Origin of the sequence: Bradyrhizobium sp. LHD-71, from assembly GCF_031157255.1 — a bacterium.
GTDB lineage: Bacteria > Pseudomonadota > Alphaproteobacteria > Rhizobiales > Xanthobacteraceae > P52-10.
In genome coordinates this window covers 84,376-110,090 of record NZ_JAVIFX010000030.1, presented here as the reverse complement: position 1 = coordinate 110,090, position 25,715 = coordinate 84,376, and the positions used below count along the sequence as shown (strand labels likewise).

Genomic DNA, 25,715 nt, shown 5'->3' with positions numbered 1-25,715 from the left:
CTACTACAACAATCACAGGCCTCATCAGGCCCTCGCAGGACAAACCCCAAAGGCATTCGCCGCTACCAAGACCACCGCGATCCAATCACCGATTTAGTGAACATCTATAGCAATGACGGGCTATCACTCCACCCGCAGCAGCACGTGGCGCTTGCGTCCCATCGATAGTTTGATGACGGCATCCGAGGTCAGATGCGCTTGCGTGAGTATCATCTTGTCATCCGCCACCGGCTGATCGTTGACCCTGAGGCCGCCGGATTTGATCTGCCGCCGTGCCTCACCGTTCGAGGCGACTAGTCCCGCCTTCACGAAAGCGGTGAGCACGCCGAGGCCTCCGTCGATCTCGCTGCGAGCGATTGCGACCGATGGGAGATCCTCTGCAATCGCGCCCTCTTCGAAGGTGCGGCGCGCGGTTTCTGCGGCGGCCAAGGCTGCCTCGCGGCCGTGCATCAGCGCGGTTGCTTCCGTCGCAAGAAGCTTCTTTGCTTCATTGATTTCCGCGCCGCCGAGAGCGCCGAGGCGCGCGATTTCTTCCAACGGAAGCATCGTGAAGAGCTTCAGGAAGCGCTCGATGTCCGCATCTTCTACGTTGCGCCAGAATTGCCAGTAGTCGTAGGGCGCAAGCATATCCGCATTCAGCCAGACGGCGCCTGCGGCAGTCTTGCCCATCTTTGCTCCGGACGACGTCGCCAGCAGGGGACACGTGAGCGCGTAGAGCTGATGGGTGCCCATGCGACGGCCGAGGTCGATGCCGTTGACGATGTTGCCCCATTGATCGGATCCGCCCATCTGCAGGTTGCAGCCGTAGCGCCGCGCGAGCTCGACGTAGTCGTAGGACTGAAGGATCATGTAGTTGAATTCGATGAACGACAGTTCCTGCTCGCGATCGAGCCGGAGCTTCACCGAGTCCATCGACAACATGCGATTGATCGAGAAATGCCGGCCGACGTCCCGTAGCATCTCGATATAGTTGAGCTTCGTCAGCCACTCGGCATTATCGACCATGACGGCGTCGCTTTTGCCTTGGCCGAACCGCAGCAGCTTGGCGAACGTCGTCTTGATCGATTCCTTGTTCGCGTCGATCTGCTCATAGCTGAGCAGCTTCCGCGTCTCGTCACGGCCGGAAGGGTCGCCAACGCGGGTGGTGCCGCCGCCCATCAGCGTGATCGGCTTGTTGCCGGTTTCCTGCAACCAATGCAGCATCATCATCGACAGCAGATGCCCCACATGCAGCGACGCTGCGGTGCAATCGTAGCCGACATAGGCCACGATCTCGCGCTTTGCCGCCAGGGCGTCCAGGCCTTCGGCATCGGACGTCTGGTGGATAAAGCCGCGGCTTTGCAGCACATTAAGGAAATCGGACTTAAAGGTGGACATCGCTCGTTCCGGACCGGAAGCTTGGAAAGACGCGGTGGTGTAACAGGTCTGGCCTCGGATTCAACCGGGCCCATGAGGAGCGGACAGGAGCACTAAATGGCGTCGGTGCGCACAATCGGGCTCATGAGCGGCACGTCGATGGACGGCGTCGACGTCGCCCTGATCGAGACCGACGGCGAGACCATCTCGGCGTTCGGCCCGATCGGCTATCGGCCCTACACAGACGCTGAGCGCGCGCTGTTGCGGCAGGGACTAGCCGACGCGAGCGCTATGGCTGATCGCTCCGAACGACCCGGCGTCCTTGCCGACGCCGAGCGCATGATCACCGCAGCGCATGTCGAAGCCGTAGAGAATTTTCTCCGCAAGCAGCACATTGCGCGCGAAAGTATCGATGTCATCGGCTTTCACGGCCAGACCGTATTGCACCGGCCCGAACAGCACCTGACGGTGCAGATCGGTGACGGCGCGTCGCTGGCGGCAGCCCTGCAAATCCCCGCGGTCTACGATCTGCGTGCAGCTGATGTTGCTGCCGGCGGGCAGGGGGCGCCGCTGGTGCCGGTCTATCACTGCGCGCTCGTGCGCTCGCTTCACCTGGAGAGCCCGGTCTGCGTCGTCAATATCGGCGGCGTTTCGAACATCTCGTATGTCGATGGCGACACCCTGATCGCCTGCGACACCGGTCCGGGTAATGCGCTGCTCGACGATTTCATGCTGCGAACGACGGGCGCGGCGGTCGATCGCGACGGCGCGCTCGCCGCCAGCGGACAGGCGGATGAAGCGTGGATCGCGACAGTGCTGCAAAGAGCATTCTTCGCGCTGCCGCCGCCAAAATCGCTGGACCGCAACGATTTTGCGTCGCTGGTTCTGCCGCAACTCTCTGCCGCTGACGGCGCTGCCACGTTGACTGCGCTCACAGCGGCAGCGATCGCCCGTATCGTGCCGCACTTGCCGCGGCCTCCCATGAACTGGATCGCCGCGGGCGGGGGCGCGAACAATCCGACCTTGATGCGCATGTTGTCACAACGTCTTCCGCTTGCGGATGTTCGGACAGCGGCGTCGTTCGGTTGGCAAGGCGACGCAATCGAGGCCCAGGCGTTCGGCTTCCTGGCGGTCCGCAGCCTCAAAGGCTTGCCACTGACGTTTCCACAAACGACCGGCGTCGTAGCGCCGCAGACCGGAGGCGTGCTCGCGAAACCGTGATTTGCATGCAATTGCATGGAACTTGACTGCTATATGCATCTGCATCAATCTGCATGCAGATGCATATAACGGGAGAGCGCGACATGTCCGCACTGCTCAAGCTGATCAGCCATAAGCTTTGTCCGTACGTCCAGCGCGCGGTGATCGCGCTGAGCGAGAAGGGTGTGCCGTTCGAGCGCGTCGATATTGATCTCGACGCCAAGCCGGAATGGTTCGGAAAGATTTCGCCGCTCGGCAAGACGCCTGTATTGGTGGTCGGCGACAAGGCGATCTTCGAGTCTGCGGTGATCCTTGAATATCTGGAGGAGACCCAGCCTGGCCCACTGCATCCGAGCGATCCCTTGGTGCGCGCGGAGCATCGGGCCTGGATCGAGTTCAACTCGGCGGTTCTGGGCGACATCTGGGGCCTCGAGATCGCGACTGACGAGGCGACGTTCAGGGCCAGCGCGAAGCAGCTCGAAGGCCGTCTGGCTTCCCTCGAGAAGCGGCTGGTCGGACCCTGGTTCGACGGGGAGAAATTCTCCCTGGTCGACGCAGTGTTCGGGCCGGCCTTTCGCTATTTCGACGTGTTCGATGAGATCGGCGACTTCGGTATCTTTGCCGGCAAGCCGAAGCTTGTGCAGTGGCGGAAGAACCTCGCCGCGCGCGCCTCGATCCGCAGCGCGGTCAGCGCCGACTACCCATCGTTGCTACGGGCATTCTTGAAGAAGAAAGGCGCGTATCTGTCGCAGCTTGAGGCGCGCAAGGCCGCTTGAGTGCGGGTTTGACGGAGGCTTGCGCAAGATATGCGTCGCGGCATTGGCGTCCATCGCAGGGCGCAGCTTGTCATGCAGCGATAACGGTGGTCGAAAGGCATAGGCGAGCGAAGCGACGCCGTCCTTCGAACGGCTATGACCTTCCGAGCACGTTATGCGCCCCCCTCCCGAGCAGAGCCTTCCCTCGATTCTCGTCGTTCTAGCCGTCAGCCAACTTGTCGGTTGGGGAACGGTGAGCTTGCCGGCGGTGATCGGCGAACAGCTTGCGCGCGACCTCGGCCTTGGTCTGCCAGCGGTATTCGCCGGCACGACGGTGATGCTGGTCGTCACCGGGTTGACGGCGTCGCTGATCGCGAACGCCTTCGTAGCTTACGGTGCCCGGCTCGTCATGGCGGCGGGCTCGTTAATTGCCGCACCAGGCTTTTTGCTGCTCGCGGCTGCAACCGGCCCATTCCTCTACTACGCCGGATGGGTTGTGCTGGGTGTTGCCGGCGCGGCGATGCTGAGCACGGCGACCTACATCTTGCTGAACGAGATTGCGGGCATCGGCGCGAAACGCCCGATCGGCGCACTCATGCTGGTCACGGGACTCTCGTCTAGCCTGTTCTGGCCGATCACCGCCGCCTTGACCGATGCGCTCGGATGGCGCCTGACGCTGGTGATCTACAGCGCGAGCATGGTTGCCGTCTGCTTTCCGCTGCACGCCTTCGGTCTTCCACGTCGGCGCAAGCTGCCGGCCGCCGACTTGCCGTCCAAGCCGAGCGAGCGGGTCAACGGCGTACCGGGACGGTTGTCCTTTGCGCTGCTCACCGGCGTGATCGCCTTGCATGCCTTTGTCTCCTGGGGCATCGGCTCGATCATCATTCAGCTGCTCAAGTCGATCGGCGTAGGCGACACGTGGGCGCTGCGCGTGGGCGCGCTGCTGGGCGTTATTCAAGTCTCGGCGCGCGGGCTCGATTTCTTCGGCGGGGCGCACTGGAGCGGGCTCGTGACCGGACTCGTCGCGGCGGTGATCATGCCGATCGGCTTCCTGGTGCTGCTGTTCGGTGGCCCGGCCGACTGGGCCATCGGCGCTTTCATGCTGCTGTATGGCGGCGCCACGGGACTGATGGCGGTTGCGCGGGCGACCATGCCGCTGGTGTTCTATGATTCTGCCGCATTCGCGCGTGCCTCGTCGCACATCGCATTGCCGGCAAACCTGGCCGCAGCCGCGTCGCCACCGTTTCTTGTCGCCGTGCTGACGAACTTCGGCAGCAGCGCGGTGCTTACTGTTGCGCTTGGCTGCAGCTTGGTCGCGCTTGCGTTGCTCTTCGGGCTGGTGCGCCTCCATGAGGCGCGGAGACTCGTCTAAGCAGGCTAAAGCTCCGCCGCCATCTCTGCGAGCTTGGCGATCGTGTTCATGTTGCGCGCAGTGCCGTCTTTCGCAGCCGGGATGATCAGTTTGGACCTGCCCAAGCCGGCGCCGTAGTGAACGTAGATCTCGCGCCGTCCGAGTCCGATCTCTTCATCGGCGCGTCCCCTGATGCCATTCAGGGCGTCGGCCGGTGGCGGCTTGTCGAGAAAGATCGCGACCGTCCAGTTCGCGGGTGCTGCAGGAAAAGGATTGTCGCTGCAGACCTTCGCCATCTCTCCGGCGGTGCGAATTGCGACCGCAACTGGCTTGCCTGCATAGGACGCAAGGCAATCTTCGAGTTCGGATTTGACCGTGACTTCCGACTTTCGGCTCGTGAAGACCACATTGCCGCTGGCGATATAGGTTTGTACGCGCGCGAAGCCACAATCCTCGCACATCGCCTTGAGATCTGACATTGGCAGCTTGCCGGTTCCTCCCACATTGACTGCGCGCAGGAGGGCGACAAAGGTCGTCATCGTCTTCAGCGGACGTTGGCAAGCCGCATGTCGAGATAGGAGGTGACCGATTCCATCAACGGCTCAAGCCGGTCGGCAAAGAAATGATTGGCGCCGGGAATGATCTGCTGGTCGATCACGATGCCCTTCTGCGTCTTCAGCTTCTCGACCAGCGTCGTCACGTCCTTGGCTGGAGCGACGATGTCCTTCTCGCCGTGCACGATCAATCCGGAGGAAGGGCAGGGAGCCAGGAACGAGAAGTCATAACGGTTCGGTTCCGGTGCGATCGAGATGAAGCCTTCGACCTCGGGTCGGCGCATCAGAAGCTGCATGCCGATCCAGGCGCCGAAGGAGAAGCCGGCGATCCAGCACGCGCGCGCTTCCGGATTGATGGTCTGCGCCCAGTCGAGCGCGGAGGCTGCATCCGACAGTTCGCCCGCGCCATGGTCGAACGAACCCTGGCTGCGGCCGACGCCACGGAAATTGAAGCGCAACACCGAGAAGCCGCGATGCACGAAAGCGTAGTACACTTGGTACACGATCGGGTTGTTCATGTTGCCGCCGAATTGCGGATGAGGGTGCAGCACCATGGCGATCGGCGCATTTTTCTGTTTCGCCGGATGATAGCGGCCTTCGAGACGGCCGGCGGGACCGGTGAAAATGACTTCAGGCATCGTGACCTCGTAGCCGTATGATTCTGCGGCGCGGGCTCTTGCAGCAGGAAAAACGGCAATATCCGCAGCACCTTGATCGCATAGGGAACTGCCGTTCCGTGAAAGTGGGAGCCGCCTTCTAGCATGGGGCGAGGGGCAAAAAGCAAGCATTGCGAACATGCGGCCGGCGTGACCATGTCAGCTCTGCGCTTTGAGCGCTAATGGTATTATAAGACCGTCATGATATCGCGCATCTATCTGGACTGGAATGCAACGGCTCCGCTGCGGCCCGAAGCTCGCGCAGCAGTGACGGCTGCGTTGGACATCGGCGGTAACCCGTCGTCGGTGCACGCGGAAGGTCGTGCAGCCCGACGGCTGGTCGAGCACGCACGCGCGCAGCTTGCAGCCTGCATCGGCGCCAAGGTCGAGAACGTGATCTTCACCTCAGGCGGTACCGAGGCGAACGCCCAGGCGCTGGTGCCCGGATGGAGCTTGGGGGGCCGGGTCTTCGACCGCCTGATCGTCTCCGCGATTGAGCATCCATCAGTACTCTCGGGTGGACATTTTTCGCCGTCGCAGGTTGTGCAGACGCCTGTTTCGCGCGATGGCGTGGTCGATCTCGGAGCGCTCGGCGGGCTGCTGGCCGAACCCGCGCTTGTGTCCATCATGCTCGCGAACAACGAAACCGGTGCGCTCCAACCGATCTCCGAGGCGGCTGCGCTGGTGCACCGGGCGGGCGGTATCCTGCATGTTGATGTAGTGCAGGGGCTTGGACGTCTGCCGCTGGATCCGGCTGCGCTCGGGGCGGATATCATGACGTTGTCGGGGCACAAGATCGGTGGCCCGAAGGGTGTGGGTGCCCTGGTGATCGTCAACACTGACTTGCACGCGCCGCAGGCTTTGATCCGCGGCGGCGGACAGGAGCGCAATCATCGCGCCGGCACAGAGAATGTGGCCGGCATTGCGGGGTTCGGCGCTGCCGCCACGGCGGCCCGCAGCCAGACGGAGGCCGATGCGGTCAAGATGCGCGCCTTGCGCGATCGGCTGGAGGCGGGTCTCAGGTCGATCGCCGGCGTGACTGTGTTTTCGGCAGGCGTACCGCGGCTGCCGAACACCACCTTGTTTGCTCTCAGGGGCGTGCGTGCGGAGACCGCGGTCATTGCCTTCGACCTGGAGGGTGTCGCTGTCTCCTCGGGCTCGGCCTGCTCGTCCGGCAAGGTGCAGCCATCGCATGTTCTGGCGGCGATGGGGATCGAGCCGGAACTTTCCCGGGGCGCCATCCGGATCTCGACCGGCCCTACGACGAAAGCGAGCGAAATTGATCGCTGTCTTGAGGCTTGGAGAATGCTCTCAGGTGTATTACGTAGGGGCTGACGAAACAGTGGTTGAACGGTTCTAATCTGCACGAGATAGTTGCAGAGGCTTCGAATACAACCTGCGTAATCCACCGCGGTCCTTGAAACCGCGATCCGGAGAAGAAGATGCCTGCTGTCCAGGAGACAGTCGATCGGGTTCGCCGCATCGACGTCGATCAATATCGCTACGGCTTTGAGACGATCATCGAAACCGAAAAGGCCCCGAAGGGCCTTTCGGAGGATACCGTTCGTTTTATCTCTGAAAAGAAGGGTGAACCGGCCTGGATGCTGGAGTGGCGGCTTGAGGCCTATCGTCGTTGGCTGACGATGACCGAGCCGACATGGGCGCGCGTCGACTACCCGAAAATCGATTATCAGGACCTGTACTATTACGCGGCTCCGAAGCCGAAGAAGACGCTGACGTCGATCGACGAGATCGATCCTGAAATTCTCAAGACCTACGAGAAACTCGGCATTCCCCTGCGTGAAGTGGAAATGCTGGAAGGCGTCGTGCGCCCTGAAGGCGAGCGGCGCGTTGCTGTCGACGCCGTGTTCGATTCGGTCTCGGTCGCGACAACCTTCAAGGAAGAGCTGCGCAAGGCCGGCGTGATCTTCATGCCGATCTCGGAGGCGATCCGCGAGCACCCCGAGCTCGTCAAGAAGTATCTGGGCACAGTGGTGCCGACCTCCGACAACTACTTTGCGACGCTGAATTCGGCGGTGTTCTCCGACGGCTCATTCGTCTATGTGCCGGAGGGCGTACGCTGCCCGATGGAGCTGTCCACCTATTTCCGCATCAACGAGCGCAACACCGGCCAGTTCGAGCGCACGCTGATCATCGCCGACAAGGGCGCCTACGTCAGCTACCTCGAAGGCTGCACGGCGCCGCAGCGCGACGAGAATCAGCTGCATGCTGCGGTGGTGGAACTGGTCGCGCTCGATGACGCCGAGATCAAGTATTCGACGGTGCAGAACTGGTATCCTGGCGACGCTGAAGGCAAAGGCGGCATCTACAACTTCGTCACCAAGCGCGGCGACTGCCGGGGCCGGAATTCGAAGATTTCGTGGACGCAGGTCGAAACCGGCTCTGCGATCACATGGAAGTATCCGAGCTGCATCCTGCGTGGCGACAATTCGCGCGGCGAGTTCTACTCGATCGCGATTTCCAACGGGTATCAGCAGGTCGACAGCGGCACCAAGATGCTGCACCTCGGCAAGAACACGTCGAGCCGCATCATCTCCAAGGGCATTGCCGCCGGCAGGTCGCAGAACACCTATCGCGGCCTCGTGTCGGCGCATCGGAAGGCGCAAGGCGCGCGCAACTTCACCGCCTGCGACTCGCTGCTGATCGGCGACAAGTGCGGCGCGCACACGGTGCCCTATATCGAGGCAAAGAATTCGTCGGCGATCTTCGAGCACGAGGCCACGACCTCGAAGATCTCGGAAGACATGCTGTTCTACTGCATCCAGCGCGGGCTCTCCCAGGAAGAGGCTGTGGCGCTTGTCGTCAACGGCTTCGTCAAGGATGTGCTGCAGCAACTGCCGATGGAGTTTGCCGTCGAGGCGCAGAAGCTGATCTCGATCAGCCTTGAAGGCAGCGTGGGGTAATTCACCGGCCCTCATCCTGAGGAGGTCGCGTGAGCGGCAGTCTCGAAGGATGAGTTGACAGTCACGGGCCTCCCCTTCGAGATGCGCGTTTCCGCGCTCCTTAAGGGTGAGGGCCCCGAAGAACATGGAAGACCAGAATGCCTTTGCTTGAAGTCAGAAATCTTCATGTCCGCGTCGAGGACGACGGCAATGAAATCCTGCACGGCCTGTCGTTGACCGTGAACAAGGGTGAAGTGCACGCGATCATGGGGCCAAACGGCTCCGGCAAATCGACGCTGAGCCATGTGCTCGCGGGCAAGCCGGGCTACGAGGTCACTTCCGGCGAAGTGTTGTTCGAGGGGGAAGACATCTTCGCGATGGAGCCGGACGAGCGGGCGGCAAAGGGGCTGTTCCTTGCATTCCAGTACCCGGTCGAAATTCCCGGAGTTGCGACCATGAACTTCCTCCGCACCGCGCTGAATGCCCAGCGCAAGGCGCGCGGCGAGGAGGAGATCTCGACGCCCGACTTCCTGAAGAAGGTGCGTAAGGTCGCCGACAGCCTCAACATCCCGCAGGACATGCTGCGTCGCGGCGTCAACGTGGGATTCTCGGGCGGCGAGAAGAAGCGCAACGAGGTGCTGCAGATGGCGCTGTTTGAGCCGAAACTCTGCATTCTCGACGAGATGGATTCAGGCCTCGACATCGACGCCTTGCGCATTGCTGCTGACGGCGTCAACGCGCTGCGGTCGAAAGGCCGGGCGATGATCGTCATCACGCACTACCAGCGTCTCCTCAACTACATCGTGCCGGACCATGTGCACGTGATGTCGAAGGGCAGGGTGGTGAAGAGCGGCGGCAAGGATTTGGCGCTGGAGCTGGAAGCAAGCGGCTACGCACAATTCGAAGAACAGGCGGCATAGCGCGTACTCCGCAAAAGTGGATACCGGTTTTGCGATAAGAATACGCGCAAGGAGTGACTTTCAAATGGACGCGGTGGTCAAGACAAGCGGGACGGAGCGCGCCTTGGCGGATCAATTCGCCGCTGCGCTGCCGCGCCTGCCGGGTGGCAAGGCTGTTGCCGCCATGCGCACCCGCGCGCTGGAGAATTTCGCATGCGACGGACTCCCGCATCGTCGGATCGAGGATTGGAAATACACGGATCTGCGTGCGTTGATGCGCGAGGTGCTGCCACCGGCAGCGGCGCCGGACAAGGCGGCGCTGGACCGTGCGGCGAAAGCGCTGGAGCGTCACGGGCTCGAAGGCGTTCGTCGGCTGGTGCTGGTCGACGGCGTGTTCGTGCCGGCGTTGTCGGACGTGGCGGCGCTCGAAGGCGGCCTGACGATCCGCTCGCTGGCCAGCGTGCTGGCCGACGAGACCGTGCATGAGCTGCTGTTGAGCGATGACGCCGGCGCCGGGCCGATGTTTGCGCTGAATTCCGCGTTGATGGCCGATGGCCTTGTCATCGACATCCTGAAAGACGCATCGCCCGCGCGCCCGCTGCATATCGTCCATGTCGCAAGTGGATCTGCGCCGGCATCCGCCTACACGCGCTCGCTGGTGCGGATCGGTGCGAATGTCAGCGCGACCCTGGTCGAGAGCTTCTTTGCTGCCGACGGCGCGCAAAATTATCAGGTCAACGATGCGACCATGATCGCGGTCGGCGACGGCGCTCGGCTCGACCATGTGAGGTTGATGGAGGATGGCCGCGAGGCGTTCAACATTGCAACGTTGAAGTCAGTACTTGGGCGCGATGCAGCCTACAAGATCTTCAATCTCACGGCTGGCGGTGCCGTCAGCCGCTATCAGGGAGTTGTGCGCTTCGACGGCCAGGGCTCGCGCCTCGAGACATACGGCGTCAACCTGCTTAACGAGACGCAGCACGGTGACACGACGCTGGTGGTCGACCATGCGGTGCCGCATTGCGCGAGCCGCGAGGTGTTCCGCGCGGTGATCGATGATCGTGCGCGCTCCGTGTTCCAGGGGCGCATCATCGTTCGCCCTGATGCGCAGAAGACCGACGGGAAGATGGAGACGCGGGCGCTGCTGCTTTCGGATGAGGCTGAAGTCGACAACAAGCCGGAGCTTGAGATTTTCGCCGACGATGTGACCTGCGGCCACGGCGCAACGGCCGGCGCGCTCGACGAGAGCCTGCTGTTCTATCTGAGGGCGCGGGGGCTGCCGGAGAAGGACGCACAGGCGCTGCTGATTCAGGCATTCGTCGGCGAGGCGATCGAGCAGATCGCCGATGATCGCTTGCGCGAAGCCGCAACGAACGCCGCTATACGCTGGCTGGAGGCGCGAGCATCATGACCCATCCGGCGGTGAGCAACGGGGCCTACGACGTCGCTAGGCTGCGCGAGGATTTTCCCGCGCTGGCGATGCAGGTCTACGGCAAGCCGTTGGTTTATCTCGACAACGCTGCCTCCGCCCAGAAGCCCGTCGCCGTGCTGGATCGCATGCAAAAGGCCTTCACATCGGAATACGCGAACGTGCATCGGGGGTTGCATTATCTCGCCAACGCGGCGACCGAGGCCTACGAAGGCGCACGTGAGAAGGTGGCAAAATTCCTGAATGCGTCGCGGCATGAGGAGATCGTCTTCACGCGCAACGCAACGGAGGCGATCAACCTGGTTGCTTCCTCATTCGCCGGGCCAATGATCAAGGAGGGCGACGAGATCGTCCTTTCGATCATGGAGCATCATTCTAACATCGTGCCGTGGCATTTCCTGCGCGAACGGCAGGGAGCGGTTCTGAAGTGGGCGCCGGTCGATGACGACGGCAACTTCCTGATCGACGAGTTCGAGAAGCTGCTCACCTCGCGCACCAAGCTGGTGGCAATCACGCACATGTCGAACGCGCTCGGCACCATCGTTCCGGTCAAGGACGTGGTGCGGCTCGCGCATGCGCGCGGCATCCCGGTGCTGGTGGACGGCAGCCAGGCGGCGGTCCATCTGCCGGTCGACGTCCGCGACATCGACTGCGATTTCTACGTCTTCACCGGCCACAAACTGTACGGGCCGACCGGCATCGGCGCGCTCTACGGCAAGCATGCGCTGCTGGCGGCGATGCGGCCTTATATGGGCGGCGGCGAGATGATCCGCGACGTCTTCCGCGACACTGTCACCTATGGCGATCCACCTCACAAATTCGAAGCCGGCACGCCGCCGATCGTCGAAGCCATCGGCCTCGGTGCGGCGATCGACTACGTCAATTCCATCGGTAAGGACAGGATCGCCGCACACGAGTACGATCTCGTCACCTATGCCCAGGACCGCTTGCGCGAGATCAACTCGCTGCGCATCATCGGCACGGCCCGGAACAAGGGGGCCATTGTCTCCTTCGATGTGCAGGGCGCGCACCCGCACGACATTGCGACCGTAATCGACCGGTCCGGTGTCGCTGTGCGGGCTGGAACCCACTGCGTGATGCCGCTTTTGGAGCGTTTCGGCGTTTCGGCGACGTGCCGGGCGTCATTTGCCATGTATAATACGCGCGCCGAGGTGGACAGCCTCGCTCAGGCGTTGATCAAGGCTCGGGATTTGTTCGCATGACCCAGGACGGCCCTTCCATGCAAGCGACCGCGGCGGCCGACGCAGGCGCCATTCGTGCCGACGTCGCCAAGACCTCGGCATTGCCCGCAGAGGAGACCGAGCGTCTGACCCGCGACATTGTCGCGGCGCTGAAGACGGTATTCGATCCGGAGATCCCGGCTGACATCTACGAACTCGGTTTGATCTACAAGGTCGATATCCGCGACGACCGCAGCGTTGCGGTCGAAATGACGCTGACGACACCGAACTGTCCGGCGGCCGAGGAGCTGCCGACCATGGTCGAGAATGCGGTCGCCAGTATTCCCGGCGTCGGCAAGGTCGACATCAGCATCGTCTGGGAGCCGGCATGGACGCCGGACCGGATGTCCGACGAGGCACGGCTTGTCCTGAACATGTGGTGACGCCTGGTGCCGCCGATTTGAAGGTCCTGCACCGTGCGGACATCTCATGCAGGTCATTGAAATCGACAAGCGGCACTAGCAAAAGCTTGTAGCTCGTTATCTGGATTTGGCGTTCGAACGATGACTGGCAGCGATCCTGATACGAACGCCCAATCGAGCGCACGAGCGCCGGTTCTGGAGCGCGTGATCGAAACGGCGATCTACGTTGGTGATCTCGCGCGCGCAGCCGCCTTCTACGAACAGGTGATGGACTTGTCGGTCATGGTCAGCGACGACCGGTTTCGGGCCTACGACATCGGCGGCCAGAGCGTGTTTCTGGTTTTCCTGCGTGGAGCGACGCTCGACACCGTGCAGCTGCCCGGAGGCACGATTCCGCCCCATGACGGGCACGGCCCGCTGCATCTGGCATTTGGCGTAGCGTCTGACGAATTGCCGGTATGGGAGCAGCGCCTGACGGCCAAAGGCGTGGCCATCGAAGCGCGAACAGCCTGGCCGCGTGGCGGCCACAGCATCTATTTTCGCGACCCCGACAACCACTTGCTTGAGCTGGTAACCCGCGGAACATGGAAGATCTACTAAGAGGAAATCCAGCCCGACAGGGCTTCACTTGACGGATTTCATTGTTATTTTAAGCGCATACCACTTTGCCGGGCCCTTGAACCCGGCCGGAGAGGACCAAAATGGCGACGGCAACACTCCGACCCCGGCCCCAGGTGATGCGTCTGACCGACGCCGCCGCAGAGCGGATTCGCGACCTGACCGAGCGCGCCGAGAAGCCGATCGCGGGCTTGCGTGTTGGTGTTAAGAACGGCGGCTGCGCCGGCATGTCGTATACCGTTGAATATGCTGACGAGATCAAGGCCAGCGACGAGATTGTCGAGGACAAGGGCGTGAAGGTGCTGGTCGATCCGAAGGCCGTGCTGTTCCTGCTCGGCACCGAGATGGACTTCAAGGTCGATCGGATGGCCGCGACATTCGTCTTCAATAATCCCAACCAGACCAGCGCCTGCGGTTGCGGCGAGTCGGTCGCGATCACGCCGGCCAAGCTTCCTGCCTGAAATCTAGGGACCTGGCCGATGGATCGGGACGCGATCGCCGAACTGTTCTCGGCATACGGCCCGATTCAACTGAAGCGAATGTTCTCCGGCTTCGGGCTCTATGCGGAAGGCGTCTGCTTCTGTCTCGTGCTGCGCGGCGGCGAGCTTTACTTCAAGGCCGACGAATCCAACATCCCGCAATTCGAAGCTGAGGGCTGCAAGCCGTTCAGCTACAGCCAGCGCCACAGCGGCAAGACCGTCACCGTCAACTCGTTCTGGCGGCTGCCGGATCGCCTCTACGACGACCCTGACGAACTCGCTGACTGGACCCGTGCCGCCGTCATTGTCGCCCACCGCGCCCAGCTCGCGAAGACAAAGCGAGGAAAGAGTGGGGCAGCGAAGCGCAAGCCGATCAAGGCTGCAAAGAAACCGGTAAAGCAGCGAGCGGCGTCATCGCGATGAACGCAGTCGGGGCCTTGAACTGGGTTGCTTCGCGGCGCCCGGAATAGCGGGCTTGCCGCGCCGAAGCCCGCAAGGGCGAAGACGGGTCACGCCACCTGGATCTGCATCTCGACCGAATATTCCGGATCGGCCTCGCAGATCACGCGGTTGCGGCCGCTTCGCTTGGCTGCATAGAGGCAGGCATCGGCGCGCTCGATCAGCGTATCGGCGTCGTCCGACGGCGACAGCATCGAGACACCGGCCGAGATCGTCACCCGGCCGAGGATCTCGCCGGTCGACTTCTTCTTCAGTTCCTTCGACATCACGGCGCGGCGGATGTGGTCGGCGACGGTGAGCGCCTGGCGCAGACCCGTGTTCGGCAGCACCACCGCGAATTCCTCGCCGCCATAGCGCGCCGTGATGTCCTGCCCCTTGATGTTCTGCCTCAGCGCCATCGCCACCAGCCGCAGCACCTGGTCGCCGGTGAGATGGCCGTAATTGTCGTTGAACGACTTGAAGTAATCGATGTCGAACATCACCAGTGACAACGGTTCGCCGCGCTCGCGTGCACCGCGCACCGCCTCGAGCAGCGCGCGATCGAAGTATTTGCGGTTGCCGAGCGAGGTTAAGGGATCGGTCAGGCTCTCGGCGCGGATTACCTCCAGGTTATGCTGCAGGTTGTTGATCTCGACCTTGGAGGCGGCGAGCCGTTCTTCGAGCGATCTGTTCTGCACCTGCATGTCACGGGTGGATTTGATCAGGCCTTCCACCACTGCGCGAACCGATGCCTGGTCGCTAGCGGCTGCGAGCCTCTCGCTCGCGCCAGCAAGGCTTTGGCCATAGTTCGCAGTCGAGCCCATCGCCTCGTTGACCAGCGCCATGACGTCGTCGATTTCGTTGATCACGCGCGAACCGACCTTATCGATCCTGTCGCTGGCTCGAAGCTGGGAGAGATAGGTGTCGTAGATCTGCTCGAGATCCGCTTCCGACAGCGTGCCGGCGCGGGCAAGTGTCTCGTTGATGATCTTGTTCAGCGCGGGGTTGTAACCGGTCGCGTAGACGTACCAAATCTCATAATTGCGCGGTACGGCGGTCTGTCGCAGTGACTTGATCTGTCCCAGGGCGACCTCGGCAAACGCCATGGTCCGTTCGTGTTCGTTGAGCAGTCCGATCACAAGCTTTCGTCCCTGGATCAGGCTGCGGTGCCCGAGCCACTCTAAAAATTGTGAAATAAATGGTCGGACAACCGTAAGTGACGCGAGTGAATCGGGGGTAAACGCGATACCGGCAATCGCTGTCGGTATCTGGAAAATCCGGCGCGGAAGCCCGGGTTACGCGCGGGCCCGGATCGGCCGCAGCAGGAAGGCGGGCAGGTGGGAATGATCTGCGGGTTCCGAGCGATCGTGCCGCTCTGGTGCACGTCCGAACGTGACCGGCTTCGGCGCCGACGTCGGTGAGGACGGCCGCTTGGCAGGTGCTTCGCTCTTGGAGGACTTGCCCGAGGACTTGCGGCGGCCGGCGCGGCGTGGCGCCTCTCGGCTTGCGTGCTCGTCGTGGGCCGTCTCGCTGGGCCGTGCAGCGTGTTCAGCCGAGCGAGGGATCTCTTGTCCGGTGAGCTTCTCGATCGCCGCAAGTGATTTTTCATCGGCTGGAGAAACGAGTGAGATCGCGGTGCCGGAACGTCCGGCTCGGCCGGTGCGGCCGACGCGATGGACGTAGTCGTCGGGGTGATGGGGAACGTCGAAATTGAAGACGTGGCTGACGTCGGGGATGTCGAGACCGCGGGCGGCAACATCGGAAGCGACCAGAAGCGGCATCTCGCCTTTCCTGAACTGCTCCAGTGCTGCCATCCGTGCCGGCTGGTCCATGTCGCCGTGCAATGCCACGGCGCCGAAGCCGTGCTTCACCAGCGATTTGTGAAGAATTGCCACCTCGCGCTTGCGATTGCAGAAGATGATCGCATTCTTCAGATCCGATGCGGAGCGGATCAGCTGCCTGAGCAGCTCGCGCTTCTGGTGCGACTCGCGTCCTGCAGCGACAACGAGCTGGCTGACGGTTGCGGCCGTCGTCGCCGGTCTCGAGACTTCGACCTTCTGTGGGTTGTGCAGAAACGTCTCGGTGATGCGGCGGATTTCGGTCGGCATCGTCGCCGTGAAAAACAGCGTCTGGCGGGTGAACGGGACCAGCTTGCAGATGCGCTCGATGTCCGGAATGAAGCCCATGTCCAGCATCCGGTCGGCTTCGTCGATGACGAGCAGCTCGACGCCGGTGAGCAGCAGGCCGCCGCGCTCGGTGTGGTCGAGGAGGCGTCCGGGCGTCGCGATCAGCACGTCGACGCCGCGTGTCAATTTGGAGTCCTGGTCACCGAAGGAGACGCCGCCGATCAGGAGCGCCACGTTGAGCTTCTGTCCGGCGCCGTACTTGTCGAAGTTTTCCTTCACCTGGGCTGCGAGCTCGCGCGTCGGCTCCAGGATCAGCGTGCGTGGCATTCTGGCTCGAGCACGGCCTTTCTCAAGCAGCGTGAGCATCGGCAGCACGAAGGCCGCGGTCTTGCCGGTGCCGGTCTGGGCTATGCCCAGGACGTCGCGCCGCGCGAGGACGTGGGGGATCGCCTGTTCCTGAATCGGGGTGGGTTGGGTGTAACCGGCGGCGGCAACCGCCGCGAGGACCTTGTCGGACAGGCCAAGATTGGAAAAGGACATTCAACCTCTAGTCGGAACCGCCGTTCGGATTCTTTTGGGCGTTCTGTCAGGCTCGACCCCGGAACGGCACGCTTCTTCGGGCACGGGGAGCAAAAATGACGCTGACAGGCGGCTCGCTCGAGCAATTCGAATCCGGCCGCGTTCGTGCCCGGAACATAGGGTTGAATTGGCCAAAGTCAATCGTTTCAGGGGTCTGGAGGATCAGAAAAGCTTAATATTTGCCGGCAAAATCGCTCATTTTGGGTGATTCGGGGCCTCGGCGGTGCTGCCGGCTGCCGCCGAAATGAACCGCGAAATCACCGACGAGACTATTGTGTCGTGGAATAATGCGAGGATACCAGGCCGATTTGGCGCTGGCGGGCAGGGGACATTCATGCGGAGAAGTTGGGTCAGGACGATCCTTGCGTCGGTCATGGCGCTTGCCGCCTGCTCGTTCGTCGACAGGGCAGATGCCGGCAAGCGCGTCGCGCTCGTCATCGGCAACGACCATTACGCGAACATCCCTGAGCTCAAGAAGGCGGTCAACGACGCTCACACGATGAACGACACGCTGAAGAAGCTCGGCTTCACCGTGTTGGTTGCCGAGAACCAGAACCGCAAAGGCTTGAGCGAAACCTTGCTGGCCTTTGATCGCATGATCGAGAAGGGCGATACGGCGTTCTTCTTCTTTGCCGGGCACGGCTTCGAGATTGGCGGTGAAAACTACCTTCTTCCGATCGATGTGTCGTCGGCGACCGTGGGCCAGGAGGAGTTGATCCGCGACGGCGCGATCGCCGCCGAACGCATCATCAGCCGCGTCCAGAACCGTGGCGCCGGAACGGCGATCTTCGTGTTCGATGCCTGCCGCAATAATCCGTTCGAGCGCGGCGGCACGCGTGCGCTGTCAGGCAGCGGGGGTCTTGCAGCGATGACGCCGCCGGAAGGCGTGTTCGTCATCTACTCGGCGGGCGCGAAACAGACCGCGCTGGATCGCTTGTCGCACGACGACAACAATCCGAACTCGGTGTTCACACGCAACTTCGCGAAGACGCTTGTCGAGCCGGGACTGAACCTCGTGCAGATCGCCAAGCGCACGCAGTCGGAGGTGCGCGATCTGGCCCAAGGCATCCGCCATCTCCAGACGCCGGCTTATTACGACCAGATTGTCGGTGACGTCGTCCTCAATGGCGCACCGGTCGACCCGAACCGCAAGATCGATGTTGTGCCGGCGCAGGCGCAGCAGGTCGCCGCGCTGCCGCCGGTGATGACCGCGCCGAAACTGATCGATCCTCTGGAAAGCACCAACGCGCCCATCGCGAGCTTCTCGCGCCACAACGGCGGATGGACGGTGGTGTTTTCGATCGCCGATCCGGCGCTTGGGATTTCCTGGCGGCTCGGCGAGAGCGGTGACTTCAAGGAAACCGGTTTCATGGATGCGCTCGATCCGCGCACCCGCAAGCGCATTCCGAACTCGTCCGCAGAGCTGGATGCGGACACGCCGACCCAGACGATCTATGTCCGCTATATCGACACCAACGGGGATCTGAAAGGCCCGTTCCCGATCCGCTTCGATCCTGAAGCCGCGCTCGTCCGCGACCAGCGCAAGATCCTCGACATGACAGCCTCCAGCTGGCTGTCATTCCGCGAGTACAATGGGCTGATGATCTACTACACCCATCTCGTCTCGTATCGCTGCGCGATACGTCAAGTGCGGATCGGCATTGACACGACCGTGCCCGACAAAGTGATCCAGCTGCCGCCATGTGACATGAAGGAACCGCATGCGATCCCGCGAAACGTTTCGCCCTATCTGAAGCTGCCGGCCAACACGAAATCGGTTTCCGTCGAGCTGACCTTCAAGGATGGGAGCCTTTCGGAGCTGCGGAACTACCGGCGCTGAGGAGGATGTTGTTTTGCGTTTCTTGCCCGGGCGAGGCGGTTGCTGTTGACCAAGAGCCGGGCTGGAAACAATAATTTCCGCGCTTCTGTGGATCTACAAATCGCATTGGGATTGTTCTTCGCGAGTCACGCGAAAGAGAATTTTCCTGATGTCGGCCGATTGCGACGCCTGGCGCGAGCAGAAGCTGTTCGCGTCGCTCAAGCCGACTAGAAAGTTTCGCTCGCATCGGCGTCAGCTCGAAGCATGTGCGTCGTTATTTTTGCCGATGCCTTGCGGCCGACCGAGCGTTGATCCCATCATCCTCACAGCCGGCGGGTTCTGGCGCGCCGAGTGCGGAGATGAATGTGATACGTCGCGACTTTCTCAAACGTCTGTTCGCTACGACGGCGCTTGTCGGAGCGTCGTCGCAATTGCACGCGCAAAACGTGCCGCCATCATCGTTTCTGAAGGAAATCCGCATCGGCTACCAGAAGACCGGTGTGCTGGTGATCGCGCGGCAGCAGGCCGTGCTCGAGAAGCACTTCGCAACCAAGGCAATCAACATCAAATGGGTCGAGTTCACGTCGGGGCCGCCGTTGCTCGAGGCCATGAGCGTCGGCAGCATCGATTTCGGCGCGGTCGGCGACTCGCCACCGATCTTTGCACAGGCCGCAAACGCCAACATTGTCTACTCCGCTGGCCAGCGCATCACTAACGGGCAGGGAATCCTCGTTCCGCAGCATTCGCCGATCCGCACGATCGCCGATCTCAAAAACAGGCGCGTCGGCTTCACCAAGGGGTCGAGTGCCCACAATATCGTGGTGCAGACGCTGGAAAAGGCGGGGCTGACGTACAGCGACATCACGCCAATCTACCTGACGCCACCGGACGCAGGACCGGCCTTCGCCAACGGCAGCATCGACGCCTGGGCGGTGTGGGATCCCTATTTTGCCATCGGCGAGAAGCGGCAGCAGGGACGCATCCTGATCAACGCGCACGAGGTGACGAAGTCGAATTCGTTCTTCATCGCGAACCGGGATTTTGCCCGCCATCAACCGGCGGCCCTTGCCGAGGTGATCGTCAAGATCGGCGAGGCGGCGATCTGGGCCGAAGCCAATCGAGGCAGCGTCGCGAAATCGCTGGCTGACGTGACAGGGGTTCCGCTCGACATCCAGACCGTTGCCGCGGACCGGGCGAGCTTTCTGATCGGTGCGATCACCGACGACATCATCGAAACGCAACAAGGCGTTGCCGATCGGTTCCACAAGCTGGGCCTCATTCCTAGGCCGATCGCGGTGCGGGATATCGTCTGGAAGCCAGCCCAGGGCTGATCGCGAGCAATGCATCCAAAAATGAAAGAAGAGGCAAGCGCATGACCGCGCATCGGATGGCTACACTTTCGGAGATCATCGCATCTCCGCTGGCGAGCTTTGTATGTCTTCTGTCCGTCAGCCTCGTTGCGGCGCTCGCAATGATCGCGGGCACTAACGAAGCGCTGGCGCAAGAGAAGGTCGTTCGCATTGGCTTCCAGAAATACGGCAAGCTGGTGCTCTTGAAGAGCAAGGGCACGCTGGACGAAAAGTTGAAGCCGCTCGGCTACAGGGCGGCATGGACGGAATTTCCGTCCGGTCCACCTCTCTTGGAAGCAATTAACGTTGGCGCGATCGACTTCGGTAATGCGGGCGAAGCGCCGCCGATCTTTGCGCAGGCTGCCGGCGCGCCGATGGTTTATGTCGCTTACGAGCCGCCGGCGCCGAAGGGCGAGGCGATCCTCGTGCCGAAGGACAGCAAGCTGGCGTCAGTTGCAGATCTCAAGGGTAAGAAGATTGCCTTGAACAAGGGATCCAACGTTCACTATTTGCTGGTCAAGGCCTTGGAGAAAGCGGGCGTCAACTATTCCGACATCGAGCCGGTCTTCCTTGCGCCGGCGGATGCGCGTGCGGCATTCGAACGTGGTTCGGTCGATGCCTGGGTGATCTGGGATCCCTTTCAGGCAGCTGCCGAGTTAGCGACGCAAGCGAGAACGCTGGCAGACGGCACGGGAGTCGTCGCCAATCATCAGTTTTACCTCTCGTCCCGCAAATTCGCCGTCAGCGACGCGAAGGTGATCGACGTTGTTCTCAAGGAGCTCGCTGAGGTCGATGCCTGGGCCAGCAGCGACATCAAGGCCGTTGCCGAGCGGCTCAGCCCTTCAGTGGGCCTGCCGGTGCCGGTGCTGGAGCTCGCGCTGACGCGGCAGAGTTATGGCATTCGGCCGATCAACGAGGCCGTCATCGCCGAGCAGCAGCGGATCGCCGATACGTTCTTCGAGCTTCGGTTGCTGCCGAAGAGGATCAACATCTCCGATGCAATAAGCAGGTCAGGTTCATGAACAGCGTGCAGGCATCTCCCGTCAACATCCTTTGGTTCTTGCCGACCCACGGCGACGGCCGTTATCTCGGCACCACCCGGGGCGGGCGGCACGTCGATCTCGGCTATCTCAGCCAGATCGCGCAAGCCGCTGATCAGCTTGGTTACTTCGGTGTGCTTCTGCCGACGGGGCGCAGCTGCGAGGATTCATGGATCGTCGCCTCCGCGCTCGTACCATTGACACGCCGCCTTCGCTACCTCGTCGCCGTGCGGCCGGGACTGCAATCGCCAAGCGTGGCCGCGCGCATGACCGCGACGCTGGACCGGATTTCCGAGGGACGGTTGTTGGTCAACGTCGTCACCGGCGGCGATCCGGTGGAAAACAGGGGCGACGGCATCTTCCTGTCGCATGATGAACGCTACGAAGTGACGCGCGAATTCCTCGAGGTCTATCGGGCGTTGCTCAAGGGTGAAACAGTCAACGCCAGAGGCAAGTACATTGCCATCGAAGATGGCAGGTTGCTGTTTCCGCCGCACCAGACCGGTGGGCCGCCGCTCTACTTCGGCGGATCGTCGGACGCAGGCATCGGTGTCGCTGTCGATACAGTCGATAAGTATCTCACCTGGGGCGAACCACCCGCGCAAGTCGCCGAAAAGATCAATCATGTCTCGGCAGTCGCCGCAAAACGTGGTCGCAAAGTATCATTCGGTATCCGCCTGCATGTGATCGTGCGCGAGACAAACGAGGAGGCTTGGAAAGCTGCCGACGAGTTGATCTCGCACGTGACGGACGAGACCGTTGCCTCCGCCCAGCAGATCTTCGCACGGATGGACTCGATCGGGCAGCAGCGAATGGCAAAGCTGCATGGCGGCCGCCGCGACAAGCTGGAGATCAGCCCCAACCTCTGGGCCGGGGTGGGGCTCGTCCGCGGTGGGGCCGGCACCGCGCTTGTCGGCGATCCGCAGACCGTCGCTGCACGCATCAAGGAATATCAGTCGCTCGGGATCGATACCTTCATCATGTCTGGCTATCCGCATCTCGAGGAAGCGTATCGGTTTGCCGAACTGGTGTTTCCTCATCTCAGCCGCGCGTCCGACGGCAACATTGCGCCGTTGCGCGTCAACACCGGTCCATTCGGCGAGACCATCGCCAACGACTATCGTCCTCTCGCCAAGCAGGCATCGCAACCATGAGCCTTACCGAAGCCCTCCCACGCGTCCGTAGCCTCCGTCTGCCGAAGGCTGACGCGTTTATCTCCTGGATTCTGCCGCTGACGATCCTGATCGTCTGGCAGACGGCATCTGCGGCCGGTTTCATTCCGGAACGGGTGCTGCCGGCGCCGAGCGACGTCGCAATTGCCGGCTGGCGGCTGCTGCAGACCGGCGAACTGGCGCAGAACATCTGGGTCAGTTTCTGGCGCGCGGTGACCGGCTTTGCCATCGGCGGCACGATCGGCTTCTCGCTCGGCCTTGCCAACGGTCTGTCGAGGCTGAGCGAGCGGGTCACCGACACGACGCTGCAGATGGTTCGCAATGTCCCGCACCTTGCCATGATCCCTCTTGTGATCCTCTGGTTCGGCATCGACGAGGCGGCGAAACTGTTTCTGGTCGCACTTGGCGTGTTCTTCCCGATCTACCTCAACACGCTGCACGGCATCCGCACCGTGGATCCGCAGCTGATCGAAATGGGGCGCAGCTACGGCATGACCGGTGGCGAACTGTTCCGTCGCGTGATTTTCCCGGGTGCGCTGCCGTCGATCTTCGTCGGCCTGCGCTTTGCGCTCGGCATCATGTGGCTGACGTTGATCGTGGCTGAGACCATCGCAGCGTCGTCCGGCATCGGCTACATGGCGATGCAGGCGCGCGAGTTCATGCTGGTCGACGTCGTGATCCTGAGCATCCTGATCTACGCGTTGCTCGGCAAGCTCGCCGACAGCATCTCGCGGTTGCTCGAACGGCTGACGCTATCGTGGCACCCATCCTTCCAGAAGCACTGAGAGGTGTGAGATGACGGCTCATCACGTAACGGCGGCCCTCGCTCAATCGATTCCGGTACTCGAGCCGGCGACGCCGGCCATCCTGGTGACGCCCCGACCCCATGACGCGGTCAAGGGCGTGACGCTGAACATTCGCGGTCTGCGCAAGGCATTCGGCAGCAACCAGGTCTTGCGCGGCGTCGACTTGCGTATTCCCCCCGGCCAGTTCGTCGCGATCGTCGGCCGCAGCGGCTGCGGCAAGAGCACGCTGCTGCGGCTGATCGCCGGTCTTGATGCCTACGATGGCGGGAGCCTCGAGTTCGAACAGGATCCGGCCAGCGCGTCCGTGAACGTCCGCGTGATGTTCCAGGAGCCGCGGCTGTTGCCTTGGGCGCGGGTCCTGTCGAATGTCGAGGTTGGTCTCGGGGCGGCGCGCAAGGAGCACGACGCCAGCGCGCGGGCCAAAGCCGCGCTGGCTGAGGTCGGATTGACCGACAAGGTCGCGCAATGGCCAGGCGTGCTCTCCGGCGGACAGAAGCAGCGGGTCGCGCTGGCGCGTGCGCTCGTCAGCAATCCGCAGGTGCTCGCATTCGACGAACCGCTCGGCGCACTGGACGCGCTGACACGGATTACGATGCAGCAACTGCTCGAACGGGTTTGGCGTGACCAGGGTTTCACTGCGATCCTGGTCACCCACGATGTGGCCGAGGCTATCGCTCTGGCGGATCGCGTGATCGTGTTGGAGGAGGGGCGGATCTCGCTCGACCTCGCGATCGACTTGCCGCGGCCGCGCCAGCGCGGATCTGCCGAAATTGCAGCGCTCGAGGGCGAGATCCTGGACAAGCTGCTGGGTTAAAGGGAACACATGAGAAAGCTCATTGTCACGATTGCGTTGCTGGCCTCCGCGATCGCGCAGGCCGCCGCACAACCGAGCCTTCGCGTCGGCGATCAGAAAGGAAACGCCCGTGCGGTCATGGAGGCAGCCGGGGTTCTCAGCGACTTGCCTTACAAGATCGAGTGGAAGGAATTCGTCGCGGCAGCGCCGCTGTTGGAGGCGCTCGGCGCCAATGCGATCGAAGTCGGGCTCGTCGGTGATGCGCCGTTCACCTTCGCCGCGGCAGCCAAGGTGCCGGTCAAGGCCATCGCCGCGATCCGCCAGACGCGCGAAGGACTGGCGATCCTCGTTCCGAAGGATTCGGAAATCAGGAGCTTTGCCGACCTGAAGGGAAAAAAGATCGGCACCGGGCGAGGCTCGGTCGGTCATCAGTTGTTGCTGGCGGCGTTGGAAAAACACGGCATGACGGCGGCCGACGTACAACTCGTGTTCGTTTTGCCGTCGGACGCCAAAGTCGCTTATTCCAGCGGCTCGATCGATGCATGGTCGACCTGGGAACCCTACGTCAGTCAGGAGGAGGTGCTGTTCGGCGCACGCCGGATCATTACCGGCCAGGGGCTGACACCAGGCTTGAGCTTTCTCGTGGCGCGGCCAGAGCCGATCGACCAGAAGCGGCTGCTGCTCGAGGATTTCGTTCGCCGGTTGACGCTGGCGCGCGCGTGGGCTCAGTCGCCGGTGAACGTCGCCAGCTATGCCGAGACCTGGGGCAAGCTCATGGGGATCCCCAAGGAGGTGCCGCTGCAATGGTTCAAGCGGGCGAAGATCGCCATCGCACCGGTGGACGAGAGCGTTATCACCGACGAGCAGTCGACGATCGACCTTTATTCCAGGGCGGGACTCATCAAGGAGAAGCTCGACGCAAAGGCGATTGTCGATCCCTCATTCAACGCTGCGATCGAACAAGCGGTGAAGGATACAGCACCCGGCCAATAGGGAGGCTGAGTGTCAGCCCAGCGCCGAGAACCCGCCATCCACCGGGATCGCCGTGCCAGTGACGAAATCGGAAGCCGGGCTCGCGAGAAACACGGCGACGCCCGCCATGTCGTCGATCGTGCCCCAGCGTTTTGCCGGCGTCCTGTGCAGAACGTTGTCATGCAGTTGCGGCACCTGCTCGCGCGCCCCGCGTGTCAGTTCAGTGTCGATCCAGCCAGGCAGGACGGCGTTGGCCTGGATGTTGTCGCCAGCCCAAGCCGCCGCGATCGATTTGGTCAACTGCACGATGCCGCCTTTGCTCGCACCGTAGGCTGGCGCGAAGCCCGTGCCGAAGATCGATAGCATCGAACCGATATTGATGATCTTGCCGCCGCCCGCCTTTTTCATCTCCGGATAGACCGCCTGCGAGCACAGGAAAGCCGAGGTGAGATTGGTCTCGATCACCTTGTGCCATTCGTCCAGCGCCAGCTCGTGCACCGGCTTGCGGATGTTCGTACCGGCGTTGTTGATGAGAATGTCGATGCGGCCGAATTCCTTGCTGGTGGCCGCGACGAGTGCTTTGACGCTGGCGGCGTCCGTCACGTCGGTCGCAACCGCGATGGCGCGGATGCCGCGTCGACCAAGGTCGGCGACCGCTGCTTTCGATTTCGTCGCATCCCGGGCCGCGACGACGATGTTTGCGCCGGCGTCAGCCAGGCCGCACGCCATGCCGAAGCCGATGCCGCCATTACCGCCGGTGACGATGGCCGTCTTGCCCTTGAGGCTGAAACTGGTCGTGCTCATGAGCCCTCCCTGGA

At 62.3% G+C, this 25,715-nt stretch carries 25 protein-coding genes; 19 read left to right on the top strand and 6 right to left on the bottom strand.

Annotation, left to right across the window (positions count from 1 at the left end; all coding sequences use genetic code 11):
- Positions 1 to 123: 123 nt before the first annotated feature.
- Entirely contained in the window at positions 124 to 1,377 is a 1,254-nt protein-coding gene (gene tyrS / locus RCO31_RS27950) for a tyrosine--tRNA ligase (protein ID WP_308971639.1), read from the bottom strand.
- A gap of 96 nt (positions 1,378 to 1,473) precedes the next feature.
- Here tyrS and RCO31_RS27945 point away from each other — a divergent pair, with 96 nt between their 5' ends.
- From RCO31_RS27945 to RCO31_RS27935, 3 genes are all read left to right on the top strand, one after another.
- On the top strand, positions 1,474 to 2,577 hold the full coding sequence (locus RCO31_RS27945) for an anhydro-N-acetylmuramic acid kinase (RefSeq protein ID WP_308971638.1): 1,104 nt from the start codon (positions 1,474 to 1,476) through the stop codon (positions 2,575 to 2,577).
- Between the two features lie 83 nt (positions 2,578 to 2,660).
- Positions 2,661 to 3,332 carry a glutathione S-transferase family protein gene (locus RCO31_RS27940; protein WP_308971637.1) on the top strand — a complete coding sequence of 224 codons (672 nt, stop codon included), beginning with the start codon at positions 2,661 to 2,663 and terminating at the stop codon, positions 3,330 to 3,332.
- A gap of 154 nt (positions 3,333 to 3,486) precedes the next feature.
- Positions 3,487 to 4,683 carry an MFS transporter gene (locus RCO31_RS27935; protein ID WP_308971636.1) on the top strand — a complete coding sequence of 399 codons (1,197 nt, stop codon included), beginning with the start codon at positions 3,487 to 3,489 and terminating at the stop codon, positions 4,681 to 4,683.
- A 5-nt stretch (positions 4,684 to 4,688) separates the two neighbouring features.
- Here the strand turns inward: RCO31_RS27935 and RCO31_RS27930 are convergent, their stop codons facing one another.
- Complete coding sequence (locus RCO31_RS27930; RefSeq protein WP_308971635.1) at positions 4,689 to 5,201, bottom strand: DUF1697 domain-containing protein; 513 nt, start codon at positions 5,199 to 5,201, stop codon at positions 4,689 to 4,691.
- Positions 5,202 to 5,206: 5 nt separating this feature from the next.
- Complete coding sequence (locus RCO31_RS27925) at positions 5,207 to 5,854, bottom strand: alpha/beta hydrolase (RefSeq protein WP_308971634.1); 648 nt, start codon at positions 5,852 to 5,854, stop codon at positions 5,207 to 5,209.
- A 219-nt stretch (positions 5,855 to 6,073) separates the two neighbouring features.
- Between RCO31_RS27925 and RCO31_RS27920 the strand changes: the two genes are divergently transcribed.
- The 9 genes from RCO31_RS27920 to RCO31_RS27880 all read left to right on the top strand — a co-directional run bounded on the left by RCO31_RS27920 (position 6,074) and on the right by RCO31_RS27880 (position 14,226).
- The gene (locus RCO31_RS27920) at positions 6,074 to 7,207 is read left to right on the top strand and encodes a cysteine desulfurase family protein (RefSeq protein WP_308971633.1); all 1,134 of its coding nucleotides are present in this window, start codon (positions 6,074 to 6,076) and stop codon (positions 7,205 to 7,207) included.
- A gap of 107 nt (positions 7,208 to 7,314) precedes the next feature.
- Entirely contained in the window at positions 7,315 to 8,796 is a 1,482-nt protein-coding gene (sufB, locus tag RCO31_RS27915; RefSeq protein ID WP_308971632.1) for a Fe-S cluster assembly protein SufB, read from the top strand.
- Between the two features lie 137 nt (positions 8,797 to 8,933).
- Entirely contained in the window at positions 8,934 to 9,695 is a 762-nt protein-coding gene (gene sufC, locus RCO31_RS27910) for a Fe-S cluster assembly ATPase SufC (RefSeq protein WP_308971631.1), read from the top strand.
- Between the two features lie 64 nt (positions 9,696 to 9,759).
- A complete protein-coding gene (gene sufD / locus RCO31_RS27905; protein ID WP_308971630.1) occupies positions 9,760 to 11,085 on the top strand; it encodes a Fe-S cluster assembly protein SufD in 1,326 nt (441 codons plus the stop codon).
- Positions 11,079 to 12,326 (top strand): cysteine desulfurase, encoded by a 1,248-nt coding sequence (locus tag RCO31_RS27900; RefSeq protein WP_308971643.1) that lies wholly within the window; start codon positions 11,079 to 11,081, stop codon positions 12,324 to 12,326. Before sufD ends, RCO31_RS27900 begins: the two co-directional genes overlap by 7 nt.
- A 17-nt stretch (positions 12,327 to 12,343) precedes the next feature.
- Positions 12,344 to 12,727, top strand: a complete 384-nt coding sequence (locus tag RCO31_RS27895; RefSeq protein ID WP_308971629.1) for an SUF system Fe-S cluster assembly protein — start codon at positions 12,344 to 12,346, stop codon at positions 12,725 to 12,727.
- Positions 12,728 to 12,847: 120 nt separating this feature from the next.
- A complete protein-coding gene (locus RCO31_RS27890) occupies positions 12,848 to 13,306 on the top strand; it encodes a VOC family protein (RefSeq protein WP_308971628.1) in 459 nt (152 codons plus the stop codon).
- A 101-nt stretch (positions 13,307 to 13,407) separates the two neighbouring features.
- Positions 13,408 to 13,785 carry an iron-sulfur cluster assembly accessory protein gene (locus tag RCO31_RS27885; protein WP_308971627.1) on the top strand — a complete coding sequence of 126 codons (378 nt, stop codon included), beginning with the start codon at positions 13,408 to 13,410 and terminating at the stop codon, positions 13,783 to 13,785.
- 18 nt (positions 13,786 to 13,803) lie between these two features.
- Positions 13,804 to 14,226, top strand: coding sequence for a TfoX/Sxy family protein (locus tag RCO31_RS27880; RefSeq protein WP_308971626.1), 423 nt, complete (start codon positions 13,804 to 13,806; stop codon positions 14,224 to 14,226).
- A gap of 86 nt (positions 14,227 to 14,312) precedes the next feature.
- On the opposite strand, the gene RCO31_RS27875 is transcribed toward RCO31_RS27880, so the two are convergent.
- A complete protein-coding gene (locus tag RCO31_RS27875; RefSeq protein WP_308971625.1) occupies positions 14,313 to 15,380 on the bottom strand; it encodes a GGDEF domain-containing protein in 1,068 nt (355 codons plus the stop codon).
- Positions 15,381 to 15,536: 156 nt separating this feature from the next.
- Complete coding sequence (locus RCO31_RS27870; RefSeq protein WP_308971624.1) at positions 15,537 to 16,907, bottom strand: DEAD/DEAH box helicase; 1,371 nt, start codon at positions 16,905 to 16,907, stop codon at positions 15,537 to 15,539.
- A 373-nt stretch (positions 16,908 to 17,280) separates the two neighbouring features.
- Here RCO31_RS27870 and RCO31_RS27865 point away from each other — a divergent pair, with 373 nt between their 5' ends.
- The 7 genes from RCO31_RS27865 (at position 17,281) to RCO31_RS27835 (ending at position 24,918) form a co-directional block, all read left to right on the top strand.
- Positions 17,281 to 18,786 carry a caspase family protein gene (locus RCO31_RS27865; protein WP_308971623.1) on the top strand — a complete coding sequence of 502 codons (1,506 nt, stop codon included), beginning with the start codon at positions 17,281 to 17,283 and terminating at the stop codon, positions 18,784 to 18,786.
- 338 nt (positions 18,787 to 19,124) lie between these two features.
- Positions 19,125 to 20,096, top strand: coding sequence for a sulfonate ABC transporter substrate-binding protein (locus RCO31_RS27860; RefSeq protein WP_374991542.1), 972 nt, complete (start codon positions 19,125 to 19,127; stop codon positions 20,094 to 20,096).
- A gap of 41 nt (positions 20,097 to 20,137) precedes the next feature.
- The gene (locus tag RCO31_RS27855) at positions 20,138 to 21,136 is read left to right on the top strand and encodes a sulfonate ABC transporter substrate-binding protein (RefSeq protein ID WP_308971622.1); all 999 of its coding nucleotides are present in this window, start codon (positions 20,138 to 20,140) and stop codon (positions 21,134 to 21,136) included.
- Positions 21,133 to 22,308 carry an FMNH2-dependent alkanesulfonate monooxygenase gene (gene ssuD, locus RCO31_RS27850; RefSeq protein WP_308971621.1) on the top strand — a complete coding sequence of 392 codons (1,176 nt, stop codon included), beginning with the start codon at positions 21,133 to 21,135 and terminating at the stop codon, positions 22,306 to 22,308. Before RCO31_RS27855 ends, ssuD begins: the two co-directional genes overlap by 4 nt.
- The gene (ssuC, locus tag RCO31_RS27845; protein WP_308971620.1) at positions 22,305 to 23,111 is read left to right on the top strand and encodes an aliphatic sulfonate ABC transporter permease SsuC; all 807 of its coding nucleotides are present in this window, start codon (positions 22,305 to 22,307) and stop codon (positions 23,109 to 23,111) included. The genes ssuD and ssuC overlap by 4 nt, the downstream gene beginning before the upstream one ends.
- Positions 23,112 to 23,121: 10 nt before the next feature.
- Positions 23,122 to 23,946, top strand: a complete 825-nt coding sequence (locus tag RCO31_RS27840; RefSeq protein WP_308971619.1) for an ATP-binding cassette domain-containing protein — start codon at positions 23,122 to 23,124, stop codon at positions 23,944 to 23,946.
- 9 nt (positions 23,947 to 23,955) lie between these two features.
- Positions 23,956 to 24,918, top strand: coding sequence for an ABC transporter substrate-binding protein (locus tag RCO31_RS27835; RefSeq protein ID WP_308971618.1), 963 nt, complete (start codon positions 23,956 to 23,958; stop codon positions 24,916 to 24,918).
- Between the two features lie 12 nt (positions 24,919 to 24,930).
- Here the strand turns inward: RCO31_RS27835 and RCO31_RS27830 are convergent, their stop codons facing one another.
- Positions 24,931 to 25,701 carry a glucose 1-dehydrogenase gene (locus RCO31_RS27830; protein WP_308971617.1) on the bottom strand — a complete coding sequence of 257 codons (771 nt, stop codon included), beginning with the start codon at positions 25,699 to 25,701 and terminating at the stop codon, positions 24,931 to 24,933.
- Between the last annotated feature and the right edge of the window lie 14 nt (positions 25,702 to 25,715).